Below are 25,916 nucleotides of genomic sequence, written 5' to 3' on the forward strand. Positions count from 1 at the left end.
GCGATGGGAAGAAATGATGGAACACCACCATCTTAAATACAAGGAAAACTTAACTGAAAGTGAGATTGTTTACATAGCTTCCTAACTCGATATTGCCGGTAGAGATATTAGTGACCTTGAGGTCGTTGATATAGAGATTATGGACGGTTACTCCGTCGACGCAGCGATCATCGTCAAAGCCGCTGATTCTTGAGACAGCATTGTCGCTGCCGGTATAGTAAATGCCGTCGAACGTGATTTGTTCGATCCGGCTGCCCGGGACCGGATTGTAATCCGGATTCCACACTACCCGGATATCGATGATTCTGCCGAGCTCGAACCGTTCGATTCGGATATTGCGGTAGGTCACATTGCGCACCGTATTTTTGTCCCCGGCGTTAATAGACAGGCAGCCCCGGTAATTATCCTGGGGTTCATGGTGCTCCAGAATATCGATATTCTCGAAAGTAATATTCTCAATTTGCGTGCCGTCTGCTTCGTAATCGCCGTGGGTACCGATATTGGTCGGGTGCGCCACGTCTGCCCATAGGGTTGAATTCTTCACTGTAATATTGCGCGTATCGCCGTAATACCCCCAGCGGTGCCCGTAAATGGCAATGCAATCATCGGAATTTCGCATAAAGACATGATCGATCTCAACGTCGCTGCAGGACATCATATCGATGCCGTCAGACCAGCCTCGCGTACTGAACGACTCGAAGTCGGCAATTCGTATTTGCTGCGACTGTCCCAAATAAATGCTGTAATGCGGCGGATCCACAACGGTTATGCCGGACACCGAAATATTCCGCGAATACATGATCCTGACGCCACGGAACGCTGAGAAGCGGCCGAACTCCGCCAAGTAAATAATTCCGTGGCCGGAGATTTGCACATTTTCCACCTTGTCGCAGACGAAAGCTCCCGCTACATAAGCTCCTCCCTCGATGTAAATCTTCTTGTTCGATGGAACGTGAACAACGACCTGCTCAATATGATGAAGACCAGCCGCGAAACATAACGTATGATAACGGGCATCCGCCAGCTTTGCTTGCAAATCGTCGATTCGATGAATGCCGGGATGAATGCAAGCAACGCCGGGATCCGACGAATCGGGACGCTGCTCCGCGAGCTTTTTGGCAAACAAATGAAGGTTATGGAACCGGTCGCCGTTTATTTCAACCGACAGCTTCTGCGGCTTGGATAAGCGGAACTGCATGGTTCGGTCGTCAATGATTTCGGCATGAATGCCGGTGGAGAGCGGGCGGATAACGGCATCCCTCACGGGCTCACGGTTACAAATGACTTTCACTTCGACTTCACCGTTGCAATCGAATTTCGCAAGCGAAGCCTCTCTTACATGATGCATGTCGACTTTAACGAGCAGGACTCCAACTTCCGTCCATTCCCCGCCCGGGATGCGTATAAATACATCAAAATCATGATTGACGGGCAATGCTTTTGGAATCGGATAAACGGATAATGAATTAGCGGCTGCCTTTGCCAAGGGAACACTCTCCTAAACGGTTTGTTCCATTTATTCTACTTAGCCGGCATTACGCCCAGCAATCGTAATTTCGCTAGATTCCTTGTAAAAACTTACTCCTGGCCTTAGGGCTGTTCCTCCTTATCGACGATCACCCACGAACCATGATCAAGCTTGGCTTTAATCTTGATTGGAACTCTGGATACCCCATACCTGGCTGCATGGTCATGTCGACCAACGCCTTCGTACGTGTACCGAATCCATACCGTCCCTCTGGTAAAGGTATGAAAGACATGACCCGTGCTTAATTGAACTTGGACGTTGTCATCGGGCTTTTGATTCGGGAAATCCACAAACTGAAGAAACTTGCTTTTAACCGCATCCGAAACAGAGGAATCGTCTAACGCTATTCCGTTTTTCCCGTCCATATAGATCGAGGTTACGGTATGTTTAACGCTTTGCAGGATCCAGACATAAAAACCAATATAGAATGCTAGTACCAAAAATAGCGCAACAATAAGCCGTATCCTCCAGCTCTTTAGGCTGATGTTCATGACGAGCCCCTCCTTCCATCAAGGCCCCGTTCCAACGCTCGAAACGATCCAGAACGGTCCAAATTTTTTCAAGTAAAATACGCTCATTCCGCCACCGGTAACTCTGTCTTTGAAGTTAGTCACATCGTACAAATGGCCGTATTGATGATCATAGCGATGCATATTGGTAATTTTAGACGCAAATACGCTTCCAAGATGGAAGCTGGTCAGCATATACCTCCGGGTCGTTAACTGCGGGGACAGGAAGCTAATGATCCATAAGGCTGCTGCAACAATAACGGCAAGCTTGACGATCGTTCTTCTCTGCAGCTTAATAATCGATCACCTCTAAGTTCGTAAATTCCAGTATAAGGGTTTAATTCTAGTTGTTAGACGGCGGAGGCGGATGAATAGTTTCGTTTTCAATAAAAAAAGCACCCGACAGTATGGATTCCATACTGCCGGCGCTTCTGGACTTTCGCTTAAGCATTTTTAGCCATCCCGCTAATAGGTTCTAACCCATTCGAAGCATCTGCATACAAAGGCAAAGGCTTCGTACTCTTGTTCTTTTACCCGGAAGTTAATATTCTCAAGCTGGTCGGATGAAATATCCTGAATGTTGATATCCAAACGGAAGGCTCCCTGGAAGCTGCCTATCTTCAGATCTTTGACATCCTCAAACGTAATGATTAATTTGGGAGCATCCTGGGCGAGCGGAAGCGAACTAAGCGTTATGATCAAATTATCCGTCAACATCCCCGCTTCATGCTCGCAGCGAACCAGATTAAAGGATTGGATGTAGCAGAGCTTGTACTGTTTTTGATAAAAACTCTGTATTCGATCAGCCGTATGTTTCATCTTCGGACAGCCTCCTTATTATTAATATATACTCCTCCGCATAAATGAAAAGGACCATCTTCTAAGATGGCCCTCTAGAACTAATAGGGAACAAAACAAGCGATGATTCTACAATAATCGAACGTATTATAGTATTCGTCTTTGTCTCCGGTTTTGGGGGTAGCTTTGCCGTGCGCCTGTAACAACGGAAAAATACGCCGGTGAAATTCATCCCTTCCACTTAAACCATCTGCCATGGCCGTCTGTTTCGGCAAGTGTAAGCTTCTTTTCTTCGCCATTCCCATAAAAGTCGAGATGGAGGTCCATGTCCCACATATTGTTATAGAGATGGAAAACATCTCTTTGCTGGCCTAGTACCTGAATGAACTGGATAAGTTTGGTTTTTGTTGCGGCAGGAAATTGGTTGGCCACATGAGTGTGAAAAATGCATAAGGTCGAATCGTTTGCTAGTGTCGGGATAATGTCGGGGAGAAGCTCAACCCCATCGCCTTCGATTAGATGAACGGGGTAATGCTCCAAACATGCCGCAGCCGCTTCGAAATAAGCTCTCCGTTCCTTATGCTCCGGCCAGATCAACGCTTTCAGCCAAAGGTAATGATCCGGATCCTTAAGGTCGTTGATATGCAGATCAATTCCAACTCTGTCAGCTACCGGGGGACTTTGGGCATATAAAAAAGGATTCCCTCCTAGTTCAGATATAATTTTCAGGGCAGCATGCTCATTACCATACTCCACCGTTTGGGATGTATAGGAATACTTGTATTTGTCCCACAGGAGCTGCAAGCCGGCGCTCGTTCCAATCTCAACTAGGGATAGCGGCTTACCTGTTAACTGATAGATATAGCAGAAAGCAGGATATAAGTAGGCGCAGCGCCGCACTTCATTGGTCTGTACGAGCCTGGTTTCCAGGAGATCGACAATCTCAGCCTCATATTGCTTGCAAAACTGCTTGAATGGAGCAAATACCCCGGCCAAATCCTTAGGATCTTGCACAATGCTGTCATAATAATAAGCGAGTTCATGCCGAATGCCCTTCAAGAGCAAATAATGAACCGCCCCCAGAAAAAGATTCGGTACAGGCTGCCCGGGCCGCGAATGGGCAGCAAGCTTAAGAAGCTCCGGATCTTCAGCCGCATTCCTTGCCAGATATACATATAATCGGCTGGAATGCCTGCATTCCATATCGGCAAACCGTCTAAACCGTTCGGACAATTGTTCCATAGAGCACACCACCTTCTTTCCAGATAGGGGTATGATACCATGAGCGGCTCAACCATCATGCTTTAACCTTTTTATCCCGCGGATAGATATTGTTTATCAACAATAAAAGGAAGCCAATTTCGATTGGCCTCCTTCCCGTTGTTAGTTCGGTTTTTTCCAGCTATCCTTAAGCGGTACAACCCGGTTAAACACCAAATGATCATCCTTACGGGGTTTCGTGTCAACAGAGAAATACCCATGTCGCAGAAACTGGAATTTTCGCTCGGGACCGGCATGCTTAACATGCGCTTCAATGAGAACCTGTTTCCGAACCAAGGAATCGGGATTTATTTTGAATGTCCAATCCTCATCATCCCGTGGCAGCTCCCCGTCCAGAAGCAATTTATCGTACAGGTTAACATCCGCCTGGATGCAATGCGCCGCGGAAACCCAATGAATCGTCCCTTTCACCTTGCGCCCGGTAAAGCCTGAACCGCTCTTCGTAAGCGGGTCGTACGTGCATCTCAGTTCTGTGACTTCACCGGAAATAGGATCCTTCATAACCTCATCGCATCGGATAAAATAAGCTCCCTTCAGCCTAACTTCTCCGCCAGGACAAAGCCGGTGATAGCCTTTGGGCGGCTCCTCCATGAAGTCTTCCCGCTCGATATATATGGTTCTGGAGAATGGAACCTCTCTTTTTCCAAGCGCTTCGTTCTCGCCGTTATTTTCGATCAGCAGCATTTCCTCCGAATCTTCCGGATAATTCGTGATGGTGACCTTTAACGGCTCCATAACCGCCATCACGCTTGCCGCTTTCTCCTTAAGGTCCTGCCGAACGAAATGATCCAAGAGTGAAATGTCCACGATGCTTTGATTTCGGATGCTCCCGATTTCTTCAATAAAATCTTGGATGCTCTCCGGCGTATACCCCCTGCGACTTAAGCCGCGAAGGGTAGGCAGTCTGGGATCATCCCATCCGTCCACGAAGCCGCCTTCCACCAGCTGTCTTAAAAACCGCTTGCTCGTGACAACGCCGGTTAAGCTCAATCGGCCAAACTCTCTTTGCCGCGGAGGTTCGGCAATCTCCAGTTCATTCAGGACCCATTCGTACAAAGGCCGATGATCCTTGAATTCAATCGAGCAGAGCGAGTAGGTAATTCCTTCAATGGCGTCTTGAATCGGATGCGCAAAATCGTACATCGGATAGATGCACCAGTCGCGTTTGGTCCGATAATGCTCGGCGTAAATTATACGGTAAAGAACCGGATCACGCAGATTGATATTGGGCGATGCCATGTCTATTTTCGCGCGCAATACTTTGGAACCGGCCGGAAAGGCTCCGTTTTTCATCCTTGTGAAAAGCTCCAGATTTTCCTCCACCGAGCGTTCCCGGTAGGGACTGTTTCTTCCGGGCTCCGTTAAAGTCCCGCGGTATTCCGTTAACTCGTCAGGCGTCAGATCGCATACGAATGCTTTGCCTTTCTTGATTAGGGTAATAGCGGCATTGTAGATCATTTCCGCATAATCGGAGCCGTAATAAATATGTTGTTTCGGGTCAACGCCAAGCCACTTGATATCCTCGATTATCGCGTTTACGTATTCGATATCTTCCTTTAGCGGATTGGTGTCGTCGAACCGCAGATGAAAGGTGCCGCCGAAATTTTGCGCGATCATAGCGTTCGTAAGAATCGCGTAGGCACTCCCGATATGGAGATAGCCGTTAGGCTCGGGAGGAAATCTCGTGCACATTTCCCTGCTGAACGGCTTCCGTTCAAGCTCCTCGCTAATAAGTCTAAACATATGGTGCTCCGCTAAATGTTCCTTTGAATTCTCCATTTTGTAACCCTCCTAAAAAGAATTTCGAAACAAAAAAAACTCCACCCCCAAGACGTTAAGTCTTGGGGACGAAGTTCCGCGGTGCCACCCCAGTTTGTTAATATGTCGCCACATCAACCTCTTCGAGTACGGCATTGCATGCATGCAATGGTTATACTCTAGCTCTGTAACGGGAGCTCCCGTCATGCCATCACCCCGTAAGGATCCGTCATGCTGCTCAGAGGCTTGGTTCGGGGAATCGCTCTCCGCTCCTTCTCAGCTGCCGGAGCTCTCTGTTCAAGAACGTTATTCCCTTACTCTTCTCGTCATTGCGTTTCCATAATTGTTTATTATAATACGAATAATTCCCTAATTTGTAAACGGTATTCCGCTTTTTATCCGGTTGTACTCCTCCATCGTAACGGAAAGCACCGCGGCAAACAATAAAGGATCACAGCTAAATACTGGCTTATCGTGCTTTTCGAGATGAATAACTGATTAGCCGGACCGTTCCTTGTGTAATACTATATCGATACATAAATTTTAGGACGGGGTGATGGGAATGCATGCAAATTCTAATACTCAGGAAGCCATCGAGAAGGTAAGGGAACTGATTAAGGACATCAAAATCGCGATGCTGACTACGGTATCGGAGGAAGGCTTGGTGTCACGCCCGATGAAGACGCAGGATGTCGAATTTGACGGCACCCTGTGGTTTCTTACGAAGAAGGATACGGAGAAATTTCACGAGCTGCTCCACAATAAGCAAGTGAACGTAGCTTACGCGGACAAATCCTTTGTCTCCATCCGCGGCGTGGCGGAGCTTGTGGACAGCACCGACAAAATAAAGGAATTCTGGAATAAAGCCTACGAGGAAATACTGGAGACAACCTATGACGATCCGGACCTTGTGCTGATCAAGGTGGATGCCGAGGCCGCCGAATATTGGGATTCCGGCAACAAGTTCAAGATGGTGAAGTTTCTGTTCAATCGGTTAATGGGTAAAAATACGGAAGGAACCGAGCTGAATCAGACGGTGGAAATGAATTAATACGACGCCTCATGCCTTCGTCCGCAAACAAAGCAGACTTGGAGCATGAGGCTTTTTTCTTAGCCAGTCATACGGATATAAATCCAACTCGCAAGCCACAGGCCAAGAGGAAGAAGGACGCTTGCAACCGTTATATGGGGAGTCAACGGCTTCTTCCGGGTGATGAAAAAGATCGTATCCGACAAGTAAAAGATCGCCGCGGCCAATAAGCTGATTTGATAAAGAATAAGTCCGAAAACGCCATGAAATACGGCGGAGACCGTCAATTGAACCCAACGCCTCGGGGCAACAAAACGTGCAATGATTTCACTGAGCAGCGAAGTCATCGATCCGTAAACGTAAATAACAGGGCCGGCGTACAACAGATAGAAACAAACGCTGGAAAACGCTTCATGCAATCTATCTCCTAAGGACAGGTTATTAGGAATGCGAAATAAATCCGGCTCCCCTATGGCGAAAATAATGGTAAATAAGAAAGTGGTTATGCCGGCGCTTATGATTTTCCTCATGAATAGTTGGCCCATAGCTGGATGCATCGCTCTTCTCCCCTTTCCTTTCGCATAAAGCAGGATGAATTTACCAGCATTATACCTTGGGAATAGCAAGCCCGTCAGTTCTAACTTTCGTAGTACCCGGTCGGCCCGGAAAAATCTTTTCAAAAAAATGATATCCGTTGTCGATTTGGACATCCCTCGTTCGTTGTCTTCATAGAGACTGAAGAAGACAGTCTAAACCACGACGGAAGGATGTTATTCAAATGGCAAAACTTACGGCTTACATAATGTCGGAAGACGCGAAAGCACAGGCAGCCTTTTATGTGCAGGCACTCGGAGGAGAAATTTTGTCGGTTGTCACCCACGGCCAGCTTCCTGAATCCAATGAAGAACTGAAGGACAAGGTTGTTAATCTCAGCATGACGGCGGCAGGCATTACCATTCTTATGTCCGACTCCGTGTTTGAGCCGCTTAGACAAGGCAATGCGATTAATCTGAGTCTGGAATACCAAGATGAAGCTGAAGCTCAAGCTGCCTTCGATCAGCTGGCGGAAAACGGCAACGTCATTTGTCCGCTGGAGCCGGCTTTCTGGGGAGCCCTATTTGGACAAATCGAGGACAAATTCGGCCTAAGATGGATGATCACAACTGCTGCTCAGAAGGCTTAATGCAAATGAAAAGCGCGTTATCCAATAAGTTGCGTTATTGACGATGGGATAAAAAAAGCGTTGTAGGGATAGCCCTCTACAACGCTTTTTTTAAATTCACTTCGTTTATGCGAGCCATTTCTCTAGCGGGCGGCCCTTAGACTGGTTTCATCGTTATTTAGCATGGAAAGCGAGATAAGCTTTCACCTTCTGCACCGCATCCGCGATCGTATCCGCTTCGATTTCGATTCTATCCTGCTCATATTGCATCATGGAATGCTCGTAACGCGGATCGTAGTAATGCTCCAATAGCAGGCGTACAGCAGGCTCGAACCGGTCTTCCGTCAGAGCCTGCATAATCTGCGCGGCAATCGGCGTATGCATCCGCTTCTCGATCTGCCTGAACGCGGCAATCAGCTCCTGCTTGTTCTCATACGGATTGTAGTCCTCCACGATATGGCGGACCCGTTCTTCCAACGGCAGACGGATAAAGAGCTGCTTCCCGGCTTCCTTCTTCTCGATCAGGAATGGAGGCAGCACGGCTTTGCCGATCCTTTTGCTCTCCCCCTCCATCAGCACGTACGGCGAGTCCTGCAGCTTCAGCACCTCCGTTACGAGTAAAGCTTCAAACGTCTTCTGATTATTCGCCTTTTGCCCGACTTGGCCGAAGATCGAGCCTCGATGCCCCGCCATGCCTTCCAAATCGAGAACAGGATAGCCTTCCCCTTGAAGCTCGCGCAATATCGCCGTTTTCCCGGTTCCCGTATGGCCTTGAAGCACAATCGCCTGCGGCTTGAGCTCGAGATGCTCAAGCGTATCCACAATCCACTTCCGGTAGGTTCGGAAGCCTCCGGTCAGCCGGTAAGCCCGGATTCCCATCAGCGACAGCACCGTAGCCGTCGTCTTGCTTCGCATGCCGCCGCGCCAGCAGAATACGGCTTTAGTGTCTTTGATCTGCTCGAAGGCTTTGATGAAAGCCGGCAGCTTGGCCGAAAATAATTCAAGCCCCCGGTCCTTGGCCGCCTGGACGCTGACCTGCTTGTAAATCGTGCCCACCTCCGCCCTCTCCGAATCGTCGAAGAGCGGAATATTCAGGCTCCCCGGAATGGTGGAATCGGCGTATTCCGATGGAGAACGCACGTCGATCATCACGATTTCTTTCTTCTCCCGTAATGCCAGCAATTCCTCTATGGTGATGTCTTGAAACAAGTTAACCGCTCCTTATCCGATCAAGCTACAGTACAACGATACGTCCCGGATGGTCGGCTACCGTCTCTCCGATCATGGCCGCTTCCACGCCGAATTGCTTCAGCTTGCCCAGAAGCTCCTCCGCTTGGCTGCCATCCACGGAAATAAGCAATCCGCCGGACGTCACCGCATCGCATAAAATCCATTGACCGATCTGATCCAGCGTTTCCGGGAAGCTGATCGAATCCTGCACATGGGCGAAGTTGTTCTTGGTTCCTCCCGGTACGAAACCTTCCTCGGCCAGCTCCCTAACGCGCGGCAGCATCGGCACTTCACTCGCATGGATGCGGATTCCGACGCCGCTGCCTTTAGCCATCTCAAGCGAGTGACCAATCAAGCCAAAACCGGTCACGTCCGTGCACGCATGCACATTATACGGCTCCATCGTTTCAGCCGCCGTCTTGTTCAGCGTTGCCATCACATCCGTCACGCGCTGAACCTCTTCATCCGACAGCTTGTCTTTCTTGATGGAGGTCGTAAGAATGCCTACGCCAATCGGCTTGGTCAGGATAAGCTTGTCTCCCGGAACCGAACCCGCATTGGTTCTCACTTTGTCCGGGTGAATGAGCCCTGTAACGGCCAGACCAAACTTCGGCTCGTTATCGTCGATGGAATGGCCGCCAACGAGGGTAATGCCGGCTTCCTTCATCTTATCGCCCGCGCCGCGCAAAATATCGGCCAGCACCTGTTTGTCGAGCGTCTTGATCGGAAAGGCAACGATGTTCAGCGCGGTCAGCGGTCTGCCGCCCATCGCGTAGATATCGCTGATCGCATTGGCGGCGGCTACCTGTCCGAACGAATACGGATCGTCGACGATGGGAGTAAAGAAGTCGACGGTTTGCACCAGCGCAAGGTCGTCGCTTAATTTGTATACGCCTGCATCGTCGCTCGTATCGATGCCGACCAGAAGATTGGGATCCGCCACGGGTACCGGCAGGGAACGGATAACTTGCGACAGGTCGCCGGGACCAATCTTGCAGCCGCAGCCGCCTTTCGTGGAGTAGGAAGTCAGTTTGATTTTTTCAGTATCAGGCATTTGGCTCGTATCCTCTCTATATAAGGTTTTATTAAGCTAACCATATAGGATAATGATAAAGGATTATGGCGATAAAATCTAATTGTCCGTCCTAAGCAGTCCGTAATATTTCAAATCCCTCGTAAATACGCCTTAGAAAAAAAGCGTGTGCTTCCTTTCTCGGAAGCGCACGCTTTTGCTTGCAATCAATATTATTTCTCAATCTTTATCCATGCAATCATCGGCTTGGAATTGCCGTCCTTAACCGCTTTGACAATAATCTCGCCGTTTACTGCGGAAATGTTCTCGAATACCTTCGCTTCGCGGCTGGAGCCAATGACGTAATCGCTCAGCTTGGTCTCGCCGTTAATCGTCAGGTCCATATTCCGGTCGCTGGCCTTCCATGGATCATAAAAGCCAACCGTCACTTTGTACGCACCCTCCGGCAGCTGAAAGCGGTAGGCGATTCCTTTGCCGTTCTCGTTGCCGTCGTATTGGCGGATCGTCTCGTAAGCGTCTACCGGGGAGGTTTGAGCCCATGTCTTTCCGTCGTCGGCGACATAGCCCCACTTCATGCCGGTAATCGAATCAAGGCCATACTCTTGCTCCTCCTGCGACTGGTAAATGCCCAACACTTCGCCATCCTCTAGAGTGCCAGGAGTTCCGTCTCCGGCATCCGCATAATAGACGACTTTGTTATTCGAGTTAGGCGTCGCATCCATGGGTGCGGATTCCGAAGCAACTCCGCCGCGAACGGCCACGGCCTTAAACGAATAAGCCGTGCCGTTCTGAAGGCCCGTTACAACCGACGAGCCTGGTGTTGCTGCAACCTCCGCTGCCGCTCCGCCATTTTTTGGCGCATAACGGATCAGGTAGCTGTCCGCTCCGTCTACTTCCCTGAATTGAAGCACAACCTGCCCGTCCCCTTCCTTGATCTGATAAATTTCCGGAGCGGCTGTCAGGTTTTCGGGATTACGGGCAACCTGCAGGTAAGCGAATTGCGCGTCCGCCCAGCTATGCAGTCCAACGCGTCCGCTCGTGTACGTCGAATCTTTGACGTCAAAGATCAGATTTCCGTCCAGATAGGCCTGAATATGCTGACCGTCGAGCTGTACCTCCATCTTGTAGTACTCCCCTAATTTAGGCGAGAAAGGTACGGCTTCGGCCAGGTTTTGCCCGTCTCTGCGAAGGAACAGAATGCCGTTCTCGAAGCCAAACACATACCCCTTCGAATAACTGCTGCCGCGGAACGTAATTCCCCAATCCGCTTCGCCCAAGGCATGCTTCGCTACAGCGGTAATGGTACCGTCAATGATCGAAAGATTGTTTACGCCAATCTCGCCGCGGTTATTGCCGCCGGAAGCATGCTTTAGAAGTCCGTCTTCCATGACCCACTTGCTTACATCCTGCGTGTAACCCGAGAGATTACCGCTTGTAAAATCGTCCTTAAACCGGATTTCCCCGTTCGCAGGCGTAACCGAGGTTTCGGTGTAGCCGGTTCCTCTGCCGCCTTTGCCAATCGTCGAGACGCGCACGGTTACCGCTTCTCCGTTCGTTAGACCGGTTAATACGGTTTTGTTGCTAGTGATCTGCTGAGCGTTATCGTTCAGCGAGGTTTGCACGCTGTAGCCGGCTGCTCCACCAACAGCTCCAAACGTAAGCAGCGCTTCCCCGTTGCCCGGGATCGCAACCAGCTTGCCTGGCGCGGCAATATCCGGCATTACTTGAAATTCGACGGAAGGCTGGCTCGCGCTTGTGCCGTCGACTGCTTCCACAACGCCGTAATACACCGTTCCGTTCGCAAGTCCGTCAATCTGAATCTTGCCGTTAGGTACCTGGGTCACATATTGCCTGTCATAATTGCCTTGTTTGGTGCCGTATCGAACGCGATAAGACGGTACGCCAATCTGAGTATTGTAAGTGAGGACAAAACCTCCATCCGAGCTTGCGGCTTTTACGCCGGATGGCGCAAGCAGCTTAGGCGTGCCATACGCTTTCTTGGATGGCGGGCCAAAGCCATTGTCATTGCCCGCTCGTACCGTCACATCATACTGGCTATCGTTCTTCAGACCTTGCAGAATAACCGTATCGGTGGACATGTTCGACAGCTTCAATACCTTCTTGTCATTTTTGCTGCCGTATTCCACTTCGTATCGGTAAGCGCCTTTTGGAGCCTCGAAGTCGATTTTAAGACCTTTGTTAAGCGGCTCTACCTTTACGATTTGAGGAGCATCCGGTTTTTTGTTTTCTTTTACGACATCGCCGTTAAGCGTCACGATGGAACGGGCCGGGATAACCGCATCGAACGAGCCGTCAGCCGATGCCGGAATGTCCGAGCCTCTCGCCAGATCCTCGTCTGCCGATGTGACATACGGCTTTAATACATGAACCGCCTCATGCTTGTCGATGCCGCTGATTTCAACCTTGATATGCTGCTCCTTCGCGCTGTCGTTGACGAATACCGTCGTTACGGTATTCTCTCCGTCATGCTTGTAGGCCGATCCGAGCAATGCGCCGTTACGCGCATTCTCATCCAGACCGGAGAGCGCGATACGCTCCGCGCCCGGACGGATGAATTTACTGTAGTTGCCTAGCGTCCAGAACATTTTCGAAGTGAGAATATTTTGCTCGTCGCCCGGGTTATGGAAGTCGGTATAGATCAGGCCGTCCTTGTAATCTCCCGCGGATACGGCCGTCCACCACTGCCATGCGGAAGCATTTGCTCTCGCCAGGTCGAAATGGATCGTCTTCGCGATATAGAGCGCCGGGTCAATGCCAAGGTCTCGGCCGGGACCGTAGTCCCCGAGAATGCAATATTCGCTCATCCAATAAACCGCTTCGCGGTCGTATTTGTTCAAATTGGAGAACAGCAAATCCCTTAACGTGCCGTACCGGTCATCACCCGTCTTGCTGTAATCCGACCAGTAGGAGTGAGAAGCGATATGATGGCCAACCGCTTCCTGCAGCTCCGGATCCCCGAGCAGGTCTTTAATATATTCGCGGTATTTGCCAACGCCAAGGCTGTTGGAGCCGCCGCTGTACTTCTCTTGGCCCGAGAAGGATTTGAATACTTCATCGTCCAGCAGTGCCGTAATCTCTACGCCGTCCGGCGCGCTGATCTGCGTCTCAAGCCCTTTGGCCTGAAGCTGCTTGTACAGCTCGAGAATAACACGCTTAATATCGTCGTTGTTATATCGGTTGCCTTCCTGGCCCGCTTTGTTCCAGTCCCAGGTCGGTTCATTGATCGGGCTGATATAGTTCAGATAAATGCCTTGCTTCTTGAAATGTTCAATGACATCCGTCAGGAAGGTCGCGAATTCGTCCTCGTACCCGTCTTTCAGGTTCGTGGATCCAACCGTGGAATCCGGCTGGGCATGGCCGTTCTTCGTCATCCATACCGGCGGGCTGTTCACGAAGCCGATAAGCGTATCTACGCCGCGGTCTTTGGCTGCTTGCAGGAACCATTGCTGACCGGCCTGCTTGCTCCAGTCATAGTGGCCGTTCTCCGAGGATTTGAACGATTCGACGCGGCGCCAAGGATCGGTAATGATCGTCTTGTCCGTCTCGGTTGAGCCCGCCCCGATATTGAAACGCCAAGCGGTAAGGCCAATCCCCTTGTCCCTTGAGAAGAGCAGGTCCGCTACCTTGTTCTTGTTCTCCTCCGTCCAGTTCTTCCCGAGCTGCTCCATGCTCCAGGCATCGGACGCTCCGAAGTTATCGATGGTCTGGAAGGTGGTCGAGGCATCCACCTTTACGACGGCGTCGAATGTAACAGGCGTTATCGCTGCTTCTGCCGCGTAAGTTGGACTCCCCAGCGAGGTAAGGCTGATGACGGTACCCAGCATGGCTGCCGCGGTCCTTTTCTTAAGCTTGAACGGTTTCACTCGTCTTCCCCCTTGATTTGAATTGGTTGGGCCAATTAAGAAAACGGTTTCATGAAACCGGTTTCTTAAAGCTCCGAAAAGGTGGAGCCGTCATCTGAAGAGGGGCTCCACGCTCTCGATTTTACTTCCTGTCCCTCCCCTCCACATCCTACTTTTCTCCTAAAAATTTCTTCGCTCAGCCGTTATTTTTGTCTAATCATGGATTTTCCTGTTGAATGAACAATGGAATAAGCAGTCCTTAACCAGCTTTCTTAGATATCGAATGAAATAAATTGGCTATAGTCTATGAGATATATACATTATTCCAACTCCAAACTTGCACGTACTATGAAGGATATCGTCAATTGAGGAGTTGAATAATGAAAGCTTTAGTTACTGGAGGCGCAGGCTTTATTGGTTCCCACCTAACAGATGCGCTTGTTCGAGCAGGCGCCGCAGTCCATGTCATTGATAATTTATCTACAGGCTTTAAATACAACGTCCATCCCGATGCAGTTCTACATGAACTGGACATTAATAGTGATGCCGCTATGCAGATCATCAAGCAAGTTAAACCAGATGTTGTATTTCATATGGCTGCGCAGGTCGATGTCCAGCATTCAGTAGCGGATCCCGCCTTTGATTCTTCCGTCAATATCGTTGGAACGATTCGCCTTATGATGGCATGCCGGCAGGCCGAAGTCGGCAAGCTTGTTTTTTCTTCTACCTCCGCTGTTTATGGCGATTCCAATAAAGAAAGGAATGCGGAGGATGCCGTTACAGCCCCCATTTCCTATTACGGACTGTCCAAGCTTACTGGAGAAAACTATATCCGGCTGTTCCATGAAATGTGTGGTCTTCGCTATACGATATTACGATACAGCAACGTGTACGGCCCTCGGCAAAACGCTTCGGGTGAAGGCGGCGTCGTTTCTATTTTTATGAACAAATTAAAACAAGCCCTTCCTCTTTACGTTAACGGCAGCGGAAATCAAACCCGCGATTTCATCTATGTGCAGGATGTTGTCCAAGCGAACTTGGCAGCTATTCACCAAGGAGACCAGGAAACGATCAATATCAGCACGGGATTGCGCACTTCCATAAACAATTTGATTCAAATAATAAAGCTTATCCACGGTCAAAATGTCGAGATTATTTACGGCCCGGAACGGCCTGGCGATATTATGGACAGCTGTCTGGACAATACAAAAGCCAGTCAACGATTAGGCTGGCGGCCTGCATGCAGTTTGTTTGAAGGGCTCTCTAACACCTATCAGCATGTGCAAATGAAATAACAAGAAAGCTAATATCGTCACTGCAGCCAGTGGCATATTAGCTTTCTCCGTCATTTTTTTCACTTGGTGGCCACATAAATAATTGTGAATCCATCGTCCCTTCCGGGCACAATCTCGTACGTATCGTTATCTTGCGTTACGGCCTGCTGGATATGGAAGCCTTGCTTAACAAGCAAGCTGCGCAGCTCTTCAGGACGATAGTGGCGATAATGATGCGGGTTGACGCCATGCAAAAAGTAGGGATTTTTCAAATAGGGAATAACGTTCTCGTTAGGCGCGGAAATAAGCAGCACCCCGCCCTTATTCAAGCATTGATACAGTTTTCGGATAAATGACTGATCATCCTTCATATGCTCTACCGTTTCAAAACAAATAACGACATCATAGAGTGGCAGCGGGAGCTCCTCATGGAAATTGCCCGATAAATCGGTCTGGCAATAAACGGTTTTGTGGGAGAAGAAGTGATGAACCGCCCAGTCTAATCCATGCTCAGACTTATCCACCCCGACAGCTAATGTGCAAGCAGACTGGGTTGCCATGTAATGCGTTCCAAAGCCAGAACCGCATGCTGCATCAAGCAAAATATCACCAGGGCGGATAAATCGTACCGCATATTGATAGCGAAAGTAATGATCCGGCATGGCGTCATCTACTGACGTTGCATACATTCGTTCCATCTTCGCAATTTCGTCATCCATTTTTTTCCCTCCACTAACCATAAAATCAAACTTATTCCGAAGAACAGATATTTACCAGGGGATATCTGTACATTGCATCCTACCAAATCTATGAATCTAATATATGAAAGCAAAAAAACGAGGAGGAGATCGGCTTGAGCAATTGGATTGATTTTTCCGCGCAGGAGGTATCTGTCGGAGCGGAATCGCTGCCGCTGAATTTGACCGCGGGTACCGAGATTTTGCTTACATCCGTCTTCCTTTCCATACCGGATTATCAAACCCGAGTAAATGGTTATGCAACGATCGGCTGGGAGACTCCTCTGTTACAGAACACGCAGCATATCAATATGATTTTCCGAATACGCCGCGGCGGGTTTACATCCGACCATAAGTTAATTTGCTGGTTCGTCGATTCCATCACTCTAGGCCATGACGTTCCTATATTAACGATAGATAAAACTTTATCCTTGCAATTCACCGATCAGCCAAGTATAGAGAACGTCGGAACCTTTCAACAATATTGCCTGACGGCAGAGCTTGCAGGTGCTGGTCAAGCCACAATCTCCGGACCGATTACGCTTATTGGCGGAACTTTCAACCTATAGAAAGAGGAGGAAAACAAAACGATGGCTATTCTTGATTCTGCTTCCGTAAACATATTGCCGGGCACCTATTCCCTCCCGCTTCCCATTCCTCCGGGTACAGAAATCATGCTTACATCCTTATTTCTAAAAAGCTCTAGCCCAGACAGTAAAAATTTTATCGAGGCCTCCGTCTGTTGGAGGGCCGAACCGTCTCAACTATCCATTGTGCCGAAGATCATACTCAGGCTAAGACGCGGCGGCGTTACTGCCGCTTTCCCCGAGGTCTCTCAAATCGCTGATTCTTGTTACTGCACCAACAACACATCTGCCCGCTCTACCACAACTACCTTTTATCATGTGGAATCCCCCGAGCCTGGCACCTCCGGATTATACCAGTCCTATTATCTGACGGCAGAATCAGCTGGAATCGGCAGGATAACTATAACGGGACCTATCGATTTGAAAGGAACAACAATCGGTTATTCCTGACGGTTTCTGCTTTTGAAAGGAGGTGATAGCATGACTGTTTCAATTGTAGACTACCAGTACCAAGAAGTTGCGGCCGGAACGGGTTCTCTCCCGTTTATAATCTCTCCGGGTGCCGAATACTTGTTGACTTCCGTTTTTCTCCAAATCAATAACATCAATAACCGGATTGAAATCAAAGCATCCATTGGCTGGGAAGCACAGCTGCTGCTGCTCAATATCGTTCCTAAGCTGCTCTTCCGCATCCGGCGCGGTGGTATCTCTGCTCCTGCTCCGGTTGTTTATCAGACCATGGATTCCGCTTTTATCGGAACAGCGCAAGAAGGCCCTTGGGTAGCGCTTGATTTCACGACGGCTTTCCAGCATACGGAAACGGCAACGGCCGGGCTCGTTGGTACCTTCCAGCAATATTCCCTCACCGTAGAGCATGTTGGACAAAACTCGGTTACCATAACCGGCCCCGTGCATCTTGATGGAACCGTGTATCTGTAAGTAAGCAGCAATGAGGTGGTTGGTTAGCTGGATTCCGGCTAACCAACCGCTTCTTTGTTTACCGGTCCTCGAAAATATTCTGCGAGCCGGTTCGGGTATCCATCCATACAACGAAAGTTGTTCCTGCCGCGTTGATTTCCAGGCCATTATAATCGCCAATGGAGGGTGTAGGAAGGCCAAGCGAAGGGTCCGCGTTCGGATTAAAAGAGACGCCGGTAATCCGGCGGTTAGGCAGAAACGAATTGCCGGCATCATTCGACTCGGCCAAAAATACGTCAATAAGATTACTGGTTACGCGATTGGTATAGTACATAGCTTTGAAAGCTCCGGTGTCGCGGGAAACCGTCGCATTGGGCAGAAAATTCTGCGTACCTGCGGGGCTGTCATCAATTTGCTTTGCGACTGACCAGGTATTGCCCCTGTCCGTCGAACGCGACATAAAGATATGCGCGCTGCCTGTACGGTTATCCTGCCAAACGGCATAGACGATGCCTTGACCGTTAAACGGCGAGATATCCGTCGCCATATAAGCAATGGTCAAGACGCGGAAGCCAAAGGTTGGAACCGGCAGAGGAGTCGGTACAAGGCTGACCATGGACACGGTTACGATTGGACCAAAGGTTACCCCTCCGTCCAGCGATCTCCGCATTAAATATTGCGGGGTCCCAGGTCCGTATTGCATCCATCCGACATACACGTCGCCTTGCGGTCCGATCGCAATCGTGGATCCAAAGCTTGTTACGCCTTGCACCTGATTCGTCAGAAGAATTGGCGGAGACCAGGTCAGTCCTTGATCCAGAGATCGCTGAAACAGGGTTTCCGACTGCGTAAAATTGTTAAAGTACCGGGTATATGCGATGTACGCATGCCCCAAATAAGGGCTGCCATTCGCCGTATCAATAGTAAGCGCAGGTTTATCATTATAAACGGCTGTCCCGAAGCCCTGATTGACAATGATAGGAGTAGAGAAAGTAGCTCCATTGTCGGTTGAACGATAAACGATAATCGAGGAGTTTTGCACAGGGTTTACAGTGAGCGCGGTAGCGGCGACCAGAAAGGTTTGAGCATAACCAAAAGCGGCTATGCCATCTCCCGACGCGTCAAATCCCGGTGGAGGTGAAAGTAAGGTTTGAGCATATGATACCCCTGCGTTAATCGAACGGTAGACCGTTGTCATGTTATTGCCCGAACGCAAATCGTTTGTCGTTACCAAGATGGTGGATTGGTCAAGATTATTAAGCGCAATGGACGGCTCCTGCTGAGGCCCTGAAGGGGTAATTTGCTGATTTGCCATCTATCGTCACTCCCTTTCTAAAACTTATTAAGACTGGTTGGCTTGGAACAAGATCGAACCGACAATATGGTCGTCTACGATCGAAAAAGACTTTGGAATATCCATCTGATAAGCATTCCGGAAATAGGTGCATATTTTTGAACCGTGATGGGCGGGATGCTTAGGCGGATGTAAAGCTTTGCGGATATGCTTATTGCTCCGGAGCTGTCCATAAAGTTCTTCGATTCGGTCTGTCATTGCGGGGAGCGACCATTGCTTCAGACCCCAGCTGTGTCCGTTCTTGGCTATTCGATTGCGAAGCGGCTTGTTCTCAATCAATAATTCAAGGCAGCGCGACAGCTCGCCGCTATCCCCGGCTCTTGCCATCAGACCGGTCTGACCGTGCTGAACCATCTCCGGAATGCCTCCGGCATCCGAAACGATTATCGGCTTGCTCGCGAGCTGAGCTTCCATAACGGCATACGGCTGGTTGTCATTCAGGCTTGGAAGGACGATGATATCCGATTGCCGCATTAACGCAGGCACATCATTCCTGCTGCCCGCAAATACAACATAAGGCGATAAGCCAAGATGAAGAGCTTTAGCCTCCAGCTCCTCCCGGAGACTACCGTCGCCAACAAACAGACATCTCCAATCGGTCCTGGATTGCTTGAGCAGATACAGGGCATCCAACAAGCTGCTGTGTCCTTTTACTTTATCCAGGCGGGCTGGACATAGAATATTGCAGTTGTCTTTCGGAAGTCTGAAAGAATTTCGCTCTTTGGTGCGCTGTAAAAAATGCTCGATGTTCATCCCGTAAGGAACCACTTCCATATGATCGCCGGGCACCAAATAACTGCCAAGCGTCTTATGCAGCCATTGCGTCGGCACAACAGCCAAATCACTTGAGGTTGCTCCATAATACTCTCTGGCGCAGGCATACTTCCAAATCGAATCGGAAGGCGTTTGCCCTTCCAACGAAACCCAGAAATCGGTTGCTAGGCAACCATGTATGGTATTTATCAAAGGAACACCATCCGGCTTGATTTGCCATAAGGCACGCGAGGAAATCACATCTTGAGCGTGGATGATATCATAGCTTCGAAGGCCTAAATACGAGGCTGCTAACGCATAGGAGCAAAACTCGATTTCCTGGTCCACGATCCAAGGATCGATTGGAATTGGCTGCGAGGCATACACCGCTTTTATTTTTTTTTCTATCAGCGGCCGAAACAACTTCTTCTCCACCCTGCGCCCGGTATTCACGATATAGTAGCTGTTCTCGTCCGGATGTCTTGCGAGTATGTCTACTTCATGCCCGAGCTTCTCCAGACTGGCTTTCAGATCCTGTATATATACCCATACCCCGCCTACATGCGGAATCAGCCAATACGTTGCTATTAGAATTTTCATAGGCTGTCAGCACGCTTCGAGGCTATGGCTTTCTCGTAAAGAAGAATCGTCCGGTTAATCATGGTTTGAAGCGACCAATTGCGAAGACCATGATATCTCGCTTGATTGGCCAACTTCTTTCGCTGGTCTTCATCGCTAAGCAATTGATTTAACCCCCTGCATAGCAGATCCGACTTCCCGCTTGGAAACAGCAAGCCCGTCTTTCCGTTATCAATCATTTCGGGTATTCCCCCTGTGTCTGAAGCAATGATAGGTTTTCCAGCCACCTGCGCTTCCATTACGGCAAAAGGTAAATTGTCATGAATGCTTGGCAGAACGATCAAATCCGCTTCCTGCAGGAGCAGCGCCATATTATTTTGGTGACCAAGAAAGCTGACCTGATGGCCTAACCCTAACTGGCTAACCAAGTGTTCCAGCTGTTTGCGCATGGGACCCTCCCCCGCAAGCCAACAAATCCAATCCGAACGAAGTTCCTTTAACTTATACAAAGCTTCCAGCAGTAAATAATGACCCTTCACAGGATCCAGACGCGCAGGACATAGAATTAACTTCGAGCCGCTTTTATTAATTGAAGGTGTAAAAAGCGCGGATTGGTGGAGGAATTTGATCGTATCGAAGCCATAAGGAATAACGATTGCCTTGGAATTCGTTCGGCCTGGTTTTATGTCATACTGCCGCTTAAGCCATCTGGAAGGAAAGACAATCTGGTCTGCCGCTGTTCTTCCGTAATGATCGAGTGCTTTCGCCCATTCCCAGGATAAAGAGCGCTTCGAGACAACCCTCTGATACTGCCATTCCGCAGCCAAATCTCCATGAAGAGTTAATAACAGTGGAATATTGCTCGGCTTCACTTCATAGGCGCCTATCGCGGATATGACATCCTGCGCGTGGATGAGATCATAGCTATCCAATCTGAAATGGGATAACGCTTGACGGAAAGCGATTCGCTCGCTTTCCATATCAGCCAGCCAAGCGTCATAGGCATGCATTTTTATATTGTATCGCCTACCGGTATTCTGCTTTACCGCTTCCGAAATCAACGGTTTATCGATGGTTTTCCCCTTGTCTACAATGTGGTACTTCATTCCCGTTTCGTTGTGGGAGATAATATCCACTTCATGCCCAAGCTCTTCGAGTCCCTTCCTTAGTGCCAGCGTATAAGTGGAAACTCCGCCGGAATAGGGAATACACCAATAGGAAACAAGTGCAATCTTCATCCCGCTTCCCTCCTCCGGCTAGACCGTCTCTAAGCTGATACGTTCACGGTACCACTCAATCGTTTTAATAAGTCCTTGCTCCAAAGAAACGGATGGTCTATACCCAAGTATAGTCTCTGCCCGAGTCAAATCGGGCTCGCGAGCCGGCATATCCTCATATCCCGGACCATAAGCCTCTGCATAAGATTTGAGTATAATCGGCGATGCAGAGCGGCTCAGCCGAATAATTAACTGCGCAAGCTCAGTGATCGTTACGGAGTGGGTCGAACCGACATTAAAGGACAGACCATCTGCCTCCGGTCTTAACGCGGCGATCGTTCCTCTTACGGTATCGTCCACAAAAGTGAAGCATCTTCGCTGCGTACCGCTCCCGTATACCTCGAGAGGTTCTCCTTTTAACGCGGCAGTGATAAATCTGGCTACGACCCCGCCATACTGCGAATTCGTTTGTCTAGGTCCGTAAGCATTGAAATACCGGAGCACCGTTACCGGAAGTCCTTTCGCAGCATACGCAAAGCACATGTGCTCGTCGATGGATTTAGCTGTTGCATAGCTCCAGCGATGGATGGACGGCGCACCGTAAACGCGGTCCGACATCTCGTTAAACGGCAGCTTTTCGTTTTTCCCGTAAATCTCGGAAGTCGATGCAAATATAACCTTTGTTCGGCTCGGATATGCGAGCTCAAGAATATTACGGGTCCCGTCAATATTGCCCTCAATGACCTTAATGGGATCTTCAACCGTATTTTTCACTCCAAGCACGGCTGCCAAATGATAGACGGTATCTACCTGACTTAAGCATTTCTTCACTAGTTTGCGGTCCAGCACCGAGCCTACGATAAGCCGGTGACGAGGATGATTGAGCAAATGAGCGAGAAACTCCGGCCGTCCGTTCGAGAAATCGTCCAATGTCAAGACTGTGTGACCCTCCGCCAACAAGCATTCCACAAGATGAGAACCAATGAATCCCGCACCGCCTGTTACTAATATTTTCAACGAACTCTCTCCTTAAATTAGGATAATGTTATTTCGGTCCGCAAGTTTGACGGTTGCATTCCTCGTATCCAAGACGATAGGGGTATGAGCCGCAATCAGCTCGTATGGAATATTAGAATGATCCGTCAGAATAAGGGTGCAGTCAAAATTTCTCATATTCCTTGCAGTAAGCGGAATCGAATGGAGGGTTGTTTCGCCGACTTGAAGTTCTTCGACATAGGGGTCGAAGAAGCCGACATGGACGCCTTCCTGCAGCAATTTTTCAATAATAGGCAAAGCTACAGATTCGCGCATATCATTGACGTCTTTTTTATACGTGACTCCAATAATCAGCACGCTGCTGTCCTTGAGCTCTTTCGGCCTCAGGATTTTGGAAACTCTCTCCACGATATAAACGGGCATACTCTCGTTTACATGCGAGCTAAGCTCGATGAAGGGCATATCGATCTGATGCTCTCTCGCCTTCCAAAGCAAATACAAGGGATCCACGGGTATACAATGTCCGCCAATCCCCGGACCCGGATAATACTTGGTAAATCCAAACGGCTTTGTCCCTGCTGCTTCAATAACTTCCCAAAGATTGATATCCAGTTCTTCGCATAGCTTAAGAAGACTGTTCATAAAAGAAATGTTCAGGAATCTCTGGCAGTTCTCCAGCAACTTTGTCATCTCCGCGGCGCGAGGAGAAGAGACGACAACTATCTTCTCAAATGCGGTGCCATAGACTTCTTTGGCGTACGAAGTACTTGCCGGATTCACTCCGCCTACGACCTTCGGAATTTGGGAAAGCTCCCAGTGCGATCCGGGATCGATTCGTTCCGGCGAATAAGCAAGCAGAAGATCCTTCCCGACCTCCAGTCCCGTGGACTCCAAAAGCGGCTTCAAAATTTCCTCGCTGGTCCCGGGGAAAGTTGAGCTTTCAAGGGCAACAAGCTGACCTCTTCGTAAATGAGGGAGAATGCAGCGTGTGGCGTTTATAACAAATCTCAAATCCGGCTGCATTTGCTCGTCAAGCGGCGTTGGAACACACAGAATGATAACGTCGGCTTTCTCTATCACTTCAAACGAATGGCTGACATGAAAGTTTTTTCCGCTGAAGAGCTCTCGAATATCGTTTCTCTTAAAGTCTGATAAATAGGATTGACGTTTCTGCAGCATTTGAATCTTGCGAATATCGGTATCAATTCCGTATACCGTATTCCCTTTCTGTACAAACAGCTTCGCGAGCGGCAATCCGACATACCCCAGGCCGATTATGGCGATATTATATTTAAGGGCAAGCTCCATCTCTCTCAACTCCTTTAATTCATCCTCTAGCATAATACGCAAATGAATCAGAGACGCATAAGTTAAACGTCTAATAGCTTTGAAAATAGTAGATTATCCCGAATTTGTGGACTAGAAGAGATAATTGCCATGCTTTAGGGGTTGATGTCGGAATTCTATCTATTTTACAGGGCTATTTAATAGGGAGATGCCCGTCCGGAAATACGGCTGAAATAGGTTCGTGTACGTTAACAACGCTTTGGTTGAATCATATACTAATGGGACGACGGACCAATCGGAGGACAAAACATGCGAATATTAATCGCTTGCATGTGGGCACTGCCGCATGCCGGCGGAGTCAATACCTATATCAATCAACTGGTCAAGGGATTGCAAAGCGCGGGACATGAAGTTGATATATTTTCCTCAACAACCGATGCGAAAGGCTTCTATATTCCAAGCAGAAATTTATCGATAGATAAAAGTCGCATCTCCCCTCTCATTGCCCACCAAACGGATCTTTATTTAAATCAACTGCTGCCGGGTATCGATCCTTGGATCAAGCAAGCAGAGGTTGATAGATTGTGCATGGAAGCAGCCGCTTTGTATTTTGGATTGGCTGAATACGATGTCATACACGCCCAGGACATCGTAAGCGCACACGCGATTTCCCGCGTAAAACCTGCACACATCCCCCTTGTCACAACCATTCATGGTTGTCTTACAAAGGAATGGTTCGTTAAATTGAAGGAATTGGGCTTGACTGACCAAAATGTAAACTCTCCCTTGTGGTACTATTCGTCCTTGCGGGAGTATCTTGGCGCAACGGTTAGCGATGTAACGATTTCTCCTTCGCTTTGGTTAAAAAACGAACTGGTCAATGACTTTGCTGTTCCTGAAGAGCGCGTAACGGTTAGTCATTATGGGATAGATATCGAGGAATTTCAGAATAAAATGCTAAGAGAGCCTACGACGATTAAACCCCTTGCGGAGAAAGTATTTATTTGCCCCGCCCGCTTCGATATCGTTAAAGGACACTCCACTCTCATTCATGCTCTGGCCAAACTAAAAGAAGAACGTTCTGACTGGGTTTGCTGGCTGGTTGGCGACGGTTTCCTTCGTGAAGAATTAATTCAACTGACCAATCAGCTTGGTCTGGCAAATCATATTCTCTTCTGGGGACACCGGGAGGACGTGCCCGAAATGATGCAGCAAGCTGATTTTGTCGTTCTGCCCAGCATGCAAGACAATCAGCCGTTTGCCATCATTGAAGCTCAAATCGCAGGTAAGCCGGTCATCACTTCTGATGCCGGAGGCATACCGGAAATGGTTATCCACCTTCAGAACGGGCTGGTATCTCACATGGGGGACCCAGAGCAGCTCTATTCATGCCTTCGAACTGCTCTAGAAGAGCCGGTGCTGTTAAGCGTCATGGCCAACCAAGCCAAAGTGTGGGGGCATAATCATTGGTCATTGTCTACGATGATCACTCGGGTTCTGGAGCTGTACGAGTACGCCCGGAGCAAACATACGGAGGAGCGCCTAGCCTTTGAGGCACAATCTGGGGAACGAGTCATAACAATGGAAGAGGAGGACCGCAAATGGGTTACACAAAAAAAGAGAAAACCGTCAGCTCGAAAAACAAAAAAATACCGAAAAAAAATAAAAGGAAAAAGATAAAAACGTCAAAAAAAAATTCTCCGCCGTTACGCAAACGAAGAAAAAAGCAAGTACCGATTGCTGTTGAAACGCTAAACCTCGCACCTCTCTTTGCTTCGCCGCTTGATCCGGGCTTTACCCTTTCAAAAACGGATGAAGAGGTTTGGAGACGTATTCTGGAAGCTCAACCCAAAGGGTACGTTCTCCCTGACCGCTTTACCTTTCAAAGGCTTAAGCAAATGATGACGCCGTTAGATCCTGCCCCGGAGAAAACGATGGCGCAATGAAAAAAAGAGCAGGCCGTATGGATAAACGGCTTGCTCTTTCTATTTCTATTTCTATTACTATTTCTATTTCTATTTC

Annotated in this window: 24 protein-coding genes and 1 other annotated feature; of the genes, 8 read left to right on the plus strand and 16 right to left on the minus strand. The window is 48.9% G+C overall.

From position 1 onward, the window contains the following. Positions 1–49: 49 nt before the first annotated feature. The 6 genes from EV294_RS11475 to EV294_RS11495 all read right to left on the minus strand — a co-directional run bounded on the left by EV294_RS11475 (position 50) and on the right by EV294_RS11495 (position 5,895). Positions 50–1,486 (minus strand): glycosyl hydrolase family 28 protein, encoded by a 1,437-nt coding sequence (locus EV294_RS11475; RefSeq protein ID WP_132306832.1) that lies wholly within the window; start codon positions 1,484–1,486, stop codon positions 50–52. Positions 1,487–1,590: 104 nt separating this feature from the next. Then, positions 1,591–2,019: a hypothetical protein gene (locus tag EV294_RS11480; protein WP_132306834.1), complete on the minus strand. Its 429-nt coding sequence runs from the start codon at positions 2,017–2,019 to the stop codon at positions 1,591–1,593. A gap of 18 nt (positions 2,020–2,037) precedes the next feature. Continuing rightward, the gene (locus tag EV294_RS30525; protein ID WP_207918128.1) at positions 2,038–2,232 is read right to left on the minus strand and encodes a hypothetical protein; all 195 of its coding nucleotides are present in this window, start codon (positions 2,230–2,232) and stop codon (positions 2,038–2,040) included. Between the two features lie 270 nt (positions 2,233–2,502). Next, positions 2,503–2,856, minus strand: coding sequence for a hypothetical protein (locus tag EV294_RS11485; protein ID WP_132306836.1), 354 nt, complete (start codon positions 2,854–2,856; stop codon positions 2,503–2,505). A gap of 207 nt (positions 2,857–3,063) precedes the next feature. Beyond that, positions 3,064–4,086: a DUF2332 domain-containing protein gene (locus tag EV294_RS11490; protein ID WP_132306838.1), complete on the minus strand. Its 1,023-nt coding sequence runs from the start codon at positions 4,084–4,086 to the stop codon at positions 3,064–3,066. 132 nt (positions 4,087–4,218) lie between these two features. Further along, positions 4,219–5,895 (minus strand): glutamine--tRNA ligase/YqeY domain fusion protein, encoded by a 1,677-nt coding sequence (locus EV294_RS11495; protein WP_132306840.1) that lies wholly within the window; start codon positions 5,893–5,895, stop codon positions 4,219–4,221. A gap of 61 nt (positions 5,896–5,956) precedes the next feature. Further along, positions 5,957–6,213: a binding site (T-box leader), on the minus strand. Positions 6,214–6,430: 217 nt separating this feature from the next. On the opposite strand from EV294_RS11495, the gene EV294_RS11500 reads away from it, so the two are divergent. Further along, the gene (locus tag EV294_RS11500; RefSeq protein ID WP_132306842.1) at positions 6,431–6,925 is read left to right on the plus strand and encodes a pyridoxamine 5'-phosphate oxidase family protein; all 495 of its coding nucleotides are present in this window, start codon (positions 6,431–6,433) and stop codon (positions 6,923–6,925) included. A gap of 59 nt (positions 6,926–6,984) precedes the next feature. Here EV294_RS11500 and EV294_RS11505 read toward each other — a convergent pair whose 3' ends face one another. Beyond that, a complete protein-coding gene (locus tag EV294_RS11505) occupies positions 6,985–7,584 on the minus strand; it encodes a hypothetical protein (protein ID WP_132306844.1) in 600 nt (199 codons plus the stop codon). Positions 7,585–7,682: 98 nt separating this feature from the next. Here EV294_RS11505 and EV294_RS11510 point away from each other — a divergent pair, with 98 nt between their 5' ends. Beyond that, complete coding sequence (locus EV294_RS11510; RefSeq protein WP_132306846.1) at positions 7,683–8,087, plus strand: VOC family protein; 405 nt, start codon at positions 7,683–7,685, stop codon at positions 8,085–8,087. Positions 8,088–8,240: 153 nt separating this feature from the next. On the opposite strand, the gene mnmH is transcribed toward EV294_RS11510, so the two are convergent. The 3 genes from mnmH to EV294_RS11525 all read right to left on the minus strand — a co-directional run bounded on the left by mnmH (position 8,241) and on the right by EV294_RS11525 (position 14,213). Next, entirely contained in the window at positions 8,241–9,275 is a 1,035-nt protein-coding gene (gene mnmH / locus EV294_RS11515; RefSeq protein ID WP_132306848.1) for a tRNA 2-selenouridine(34) synthase MnmH, read from the minus strand. 25 nt (positions 9,276–9,300) lie between these two features. Then, positions 9,301–10,350, minus strand: a complete 1,050-nt coding sequence (gene selD, locus EV294_RS11520) for a selenide, water dikinase SelD (protein ID WP_132306850.1) — start codon at positions 10,348–10,350, stop codon at positions 9,301–9,303. Between the two features lie 191 nt (positions 10,351–10,541). Continuing rightward, the gene (locus EV294_RS11525) at positions 10,542–14,213 is read right to left on the minus strand and encodes a glycoside hydrolase (RefSeq protein ID WP_132306852.1); all 3,672 of its coding nucleotides are present in this window, start codon (positions 14,211–14,213) and stop codon (positions 10,542–10,544) included. A 359-nt stretch (positions 14,214–14,572) separates the two neighbouring features. Here EV294_RS11525 and EV294_RS11530 point away from each other — a divergent pair, with 359 nt between their 5' ends. Beyond that, on the plus strand, positions 14,573–15,487 hold the full coding sequence (locus EV294_RS11530; protein WP_132306854.1) for an NAD-dependent epimerase/dehydratase family protein: 915 nt from the start codon (positions 14,573–14,575) through the stop codon (positions 15,485–15,487). Between the two features lie 59 nt (positions 15,488–15,546). Here EV294_RS11530 and EV294_RS11535 read toward each other — a convergent pair whose 3' ends face one another. Continuing rightward, positions 15,547–16,185, minus strand: a complete 639-nt coding sequence (locus EV294_RS11535) for a class I SAM-dependent methyltransferase (protein WP_165930655.1) — start codon at positions 16,183–16,185, stop codon at positions 15,547–15,549. A gap of 134 nt (positions 16,186–16,319) precedes the next feature. Here EV294_RS11535 and EV294_RS11540 point away from each other — a divergent pair, with 134 nt between their 5' ends. From EV294_RS11540 to EV294_RS11550, 3 genes are read left to right on the plus strand one after another with little or no spacing between them, the layout of a single operon-like run. Continuing rightward, positions 16,320–16,772 carry a hypothetical protein gene (locus EV294_RS11540; protein ID WP_132306858.1) on the plus strand — a complete coding sequence of 151 codons (453 nt, stop codon included), beginning with the start codon at positions 16,320–16,322 and terminating at the stop codon, positions 16,770–16,772. A gap of 21 nt (positions 16,773–16,793) precedes the next feature. Beyond that, entirely contained in the window at positions 16,794–17,240 is a 447-nt protein-coding gene (locus EV294_RS11545) for a hypothetical protein (protein WP_132306860.1), read from the plus strand. Between the two features lie 30 nt (positions 17,241–17,270). After that, positions 17,271–17,729 (plus strand): hypothetical protein, encoded by a 459-nt coding sequence (locus EV294_RS11550; protein ID WP_132306862.1) that lies wholly within the window; start codon positions 17,271–17,273, stop codon positions 17,727–17,729. A 58-nt stretch (positions 17,730–17,787) separates the two neighbouring features. On the opposite strand, the gene EV294_RS11555 is transcribed toward EV294_RS11550, so the two are convergent. From EV294_RS11555 to EV294_RS11575, 5 genes are read right to left on the minus strand one after another with little or no spacing between them, the layout of a single operon-like run. Continuing rightward, positions 17,788–19,023 (minus strand): sialidase family protein, encoded by a 1,236-nt coding sequence (locus EV294_RS11555; RefSeq protein ID WP_132306864.1) that lies wholly within the window; start codon positions 19,021–19,023, stop codon positions 17,788–17,790. 27 nt (positions 19,024–19,050) lie between these two features. Beyond that, the gene (locus EV294_RS11560) at positions 19,051–20,415 is read right to left on the minus strand and encodes a glycosyltransferase family 4 protein (protein WP_132306866.1); all 1,365 of its coding nucleotides are present in this window, start codon (positions 20,413–20,415) and stop codon (positions 19,051–19,053) included. After that, complete coding sequence (locus EV294_RS11565; RefSeq protein WP_132306868.1) at positions 20,412–21,632, minus strand: glycosyltransferase family 4 protein; 1,221 nt, start codon at positions 21,630–21,632, stop codon at positions 20,412–20,414. Before EV294_RS11565 ends, EV294_RS11560 begins: the two co-directional genes overlap by 4 nt. 18 nt (positions 21,633–21,650) lie before the next feature. After that, a complete protein-coding gene (locus tag EV294_RS11570) occupies positions 21,651–22,628 on the minus strand; it encodes an NAD-dependent epimerase/dehydratase family protein (RefSeq protein WP_132306870.1) in 978 nt (325 codons plus the stop codon). A gap of 12 nt (positions 22,629–22,640) precedes the next feature. Next, positions 22,641–23,915, minus strand: a complete 1,275-nt coding sequence (locus tag EV294_RS11575) for a nucleotide sugar dehydrogenase (RefSeq protein WP_132306872.1) — start codon at positions 23,913–23,915, stop codon at positions 22,641–22,643. 288 nt (positions 23,916–24,203) lie between these two features. Here EV294_RS11575 and EV294_RS11580 point away from each other — a divergent pair, with 288 nt between their 5' ends. Both EV294_RS11580 and EV294_RS11585 read left to right on the plus strand, forming a co-directional pair. Beyond that, positions 24,204–25,574, plus strand: coding sequence for a glycosyltransferase family 4 protein (locus EV294_RS11580; protein WP_132306874.1), 1,371 nt, complete (start codon positions 24,204–24,206; stop codon positions 25,572–25,574). After that, on the plus strand, positions 25,496–25,840 hold the full coding sequence (locus EV294_RS11585; RefSeq protein ID WP_132306876.1) for a hypothetical protein: 345 nt from the start codon (positions 25,496–25,498) through the stop codon (positions 25,838–25,840). Before EV294_RS11580 ends, EV294_RS11585 begins: the two co-directional genes overlap by 79 nt. Positions 25,841–25,916: the final 76 nt, after the last annotated feature.

It is taken from the genome of Paenibacillus sp. BK033 (genome assembly GCF_004345425.1).
GTDB lineage: Bacteria > Bacillota > Bacilli > Paenibacillales > Paenibacillaceae > Pristimantibacillus.

What these genes read in the sequence shown, in the direction of transcription:
- EV294_RS11480 (WP_132306834.1), bottom strand. Translation starts at nt 2,019, where the DNA reads ATGAACATCAGCCTAAAGAGCTGGAGGATACGGCTTATTGTTGCGCTA.
- EV294_RS30525 (WP_207918128.1), bottom strand. Translation starts at nt 2,232, where the DNA reads ATGCTGACCAGCTTCCATCTTGGAAGCGTATTTGCGTCTAAAATTACC.
- EV294_RS11485 (WP_132306836.1), bottom strand. Translation starts at nt 2,856, where the DNA reads ATGAAACATACGGCTGATCGAATACAGAGTTTTTATCAAAAACAGTAC.
- EV294_RS11495 (WP_132306840.1), bottom strand. Translation starts at nt 5,895, where the DNA reads ATGGAGAATTCAAAGGAACATTTAGCGGAGCACCATATGTTTAGACTT.
- EV294_RS11500 (WP_132306842.1), top strand. Translation starts at nt 6,431, where the DNA reads ATGGGAATGCATGCAAATTCTAATACTCAGGAAGCCATCGAGAAGGTA.
- EV294_RS11510 (WP_132306846.1), top strand. Translation starts at nt 7,683, where the DNA reads ATGGCAAAACTTACGGCTTACATAATGTCGGAAGACGCGAAAGCACAG.
- selD (WP_132306850.1), bottom strand. Translation starts at nt 10,350, where the DNA reads ATGCCTGATACTGAAAAAATCAAACTGACTTCCTACTCCACGAAAGGC.
- EV294_RS11530 (WP_132306854.1), top strand. Translation starts at nt 14,573, where the DNA reads ATGAAAGCTTTAGTTACTGGAGGCGCAGGCTTTATTGGTTCCCACCTA.
- EV294_RS11535 (WP_165930655.1), bottom strand. Translation starts at nt 16,185, where the DNA reads ATGGATGACGAAATTGCGAAGATGGAACGAATGTATGCAACGTCAGTA.
- EV294_RS11545 (WP_132306860.1), top strand. Translation starts at nt 16,794, where the DNA reads ATGGCTATTCTTGATTCTGCTTCCGTAAACATATTGCCGGGCACCTAT.
- EV294_RS11550 (WP_132306862.1), top strand. Translation starts at nt 17,271, where the DNA reads ATGACTGTTTCAATTGTAGACTACCAGTACCAAGAAGTTGCGGCCGGA.
- EV294_RS11555 (WP_132306864.1), bottom strand. Translation starts at nt 19,023, where the DNA reads ATGGCAAATCAGCAAATTACCCCTTCAGGGCCTCAGCAGGAGCCGTCC.
- EV294_RS11560 (WP_132306866.1), bottom strand. Translation starts at nt 20,415, where the DNA reads ATGAAAATTCTAATAGCAACGTATTGGCTGATTCCGCATGTAGGCGGG.
- EV294_RS11565 (WP_132306868.1), bottom strand. Translation starts at nt 21,632, where the DNA reads ATGAAGATTGCACTTGTTTCCTATTGGTGTATTCCCTATTCCGGCGGA.
- EV294_RS11575 (WP_132306872.1), bottom strand. Translation starts at nt 23,915, where the DNA reads ATGGAGCTTGCCCTTAAATATAATATCGCCATAATCGGCCTGGGGTAT.
- EV294_RS11580 (WP_132306874.1), top strand. Translation starts at nt 24,204, where the DNA reads ATGCGAATATTAATCGCTTGCATGTGGGCACTGCCGCATGCCGGCGGA.
- EV294_RS11585 (WP_132306876.1), top strand. Translation starts at nt 25,496, where the DNA reads ATGGGTTACACAAAAAAAGAGAAAACCGTCAGCTCGAAAAACAAAAAA.